Annotated in this window: 1 protein-coding gene; it reads left to right on the top strand. The window is 72.7% G+C overall.

Features of this window, described 5'->3' with window-relative positions:
- Window positions 1–10: 10 nt before the first annotated feature.
- On the top strand, window positions 11–2,041 hold a 2,031-nt coding region (locus ADL01_RS19080; RefSeq protein WP_267889927.1), incomplete at its 3' end, for an acyltransferase domain-containing protein.

The raw sequence follows: 2,041 nt of genomic DNA, 5'->3' as shown, positions 1-2,041 counted from the left end.
ACTGTGGTCCTTGGAAGACGCGGCTCAACTGGTCGCAGCTCGCGGCAGGTTGATGCAGTCGCTTCCCGCGGGCGGCGCGATGCTCGCCGTGCAGGCGGCCGAGGTCGACGTGCTGCCGCTGCTGGAAGGTGTCACGGATCGGGTCGGCCTGGCCGCTGTCAACGGGCCCGGTCAGGTGGTGCTTTCCGGTGACCGCGCGGTCCTGGAGGGCCTGGAGGAGACTCTGCGCGGGCAGGGCCGCAAGGTGCGCTGGCTCAAGGTCTCGCACGCGTTCCACTCGCCGCTGATGGACCCGATTCTGGATGAGTTCCGCGAGATCGCTCGGGGCCTGACGTACCAGGACCCGAAGCTGCCGGTCGTCTCCAACGTGACCGGTGAACTGGCCGAGTCGGCCCAGCTGAAGGACCCCGAGTACTGGGTCCGTCACGTCCGTGAGGCGGTCCGTTTCCACGACGGCCTGTGCGCACTGACCGGCTTCGGCGTATCGACGCTCCTTGAGCTCGGGCCCGACTCCGTCCTGACGGCGATGGCGCACGACACCCTCACCGACCCGGCCGAGCAGGCGGGCCTGGTGGCCGCCGTACGCAAGGACCGCCCGGAGGCGAACACCTTCCTGACCGCCCTCGCCCAGCTCCACGTACGCGGCGCCGAGGTCGACTGGAAGCCGCTGTACACCCCGACTGAGTCCCGCGCCCGCGTCGACCTGCCCACGTACGCCTTCCAGCACCAGAGCTACTGGCTGCACGCCGCCGCCCTGACAGGCGACGTCACCTCGGCAGGGCTCGCCGCCGCTGACCACCCGCTGCTTGGCGCGGCCGTCCAGGTCGCCGGGAGCGACGCGCGCCTGTTCGCCGGCCTGCTGTCGACCGACGCCCACCCCTGGCTCGCCGACCACGTGGTCGCAGGCAGGACGCTGCTGCCCGGTACGGCCTTCGTCGAACTGGCCGTGCGCGCCGGCGACGAGGTCGGCTGCGACCTGCTCGAAGAGCTGATCCTTGAAGCCCCGCTTGTCCTGCCCGAGGACGGCACCGGCGTACAGCTCCAGCTGTGGGTGGAGGAGCCGGACGACACCGGACGGCGCACCTTCACCCTGCACTCGCGGCCCCAGAACGACGTCCCCGACGAGCCGTGGATCCGCCACGCGGCCGGAGTCCTCGCCACCGCCGACCCGTCCTCCGGCCCCGCCCGGCCGACGGGCGCCGACGCGGACTTCGCACAGTGGCCGCCCACCGGCGCCGTCGCCGTGGAGACCGAGGAGCTCTACGCGGGCTTCGCCGACGCGGGTCTCGGCTACGGCCCGGCCTTCCAGGGCGTACGAGCGGCCTGGCGCCGCGGCGACGACGTCTTCGCGGAGGTCGCGCTGCCCGACGACCAGCGTGGTGACGCCGCCGAGTACGGCCTGCACCCGGCGCTCCTCGACGCAAGCCTCCACGGCATCGTCCTGACCGCCATCGGCCAGGACGGGGACGAGGCGGGGGCACGGCTGCCGTTCTCCTGGACCGGTGTGTCGCTGTACGCGACCGGCGCGCTGGAACTGCGCGTCCGCCTGACGCCCGCCGCCTCCGGCGCGGTGTCCCTCAGCATCGCCGACACCTCCGGCGAGCCGGTCGCCACGGTCGACTCGCTCGTCCTGCGCGCCCTCGCCGCCGGTGAACTGGACGCCGCCTCCGACGACGACTCGCTGTTCCGCGTGGACTGGAGCGTGGTGTCCGCGCCCGCTCCCGCATCGGGGGCCTATGCCGTCCTGGGTACGGACGCGGTCGGGCTGCGCGCCGCGCTGGAGAGCGCCGGGGCAACTGTGACGGCGTACGCGGATGTGGCCGAGCTGGCCGCGGCGGTCGACGGCGGGGCTGTCGTGCCGGAGTCCGTGTTCGTGTCGTGTGTCGGTGAGGCTCGTGACGGGGACATGGCCGGGTCCGTGCGTGCCTCTCTGTACGACACCTTGAGCACGGTGGGGGAGTGGCTGGCGTTCGAGGGCGGCGACGGCTCCCGTTTGGTGGTGGTGACGTCCGGTGCCGTGGGTGTGGGCTCCGGTGACGTC

The organism is Streptomyces sp. NRRL WC-3618, from assembly GCF_001280005.1.
GTDB lineage: Bacteria > Actinomycetota > Actinomycetes > Streptomycetales > Streptomycetaceae > Streptomyces.
The sequence above is the reverse complement of the archived record's forward strand: the minus strand, read 5'-3'. Positions and strand labels throughout refer to the sequence as shown.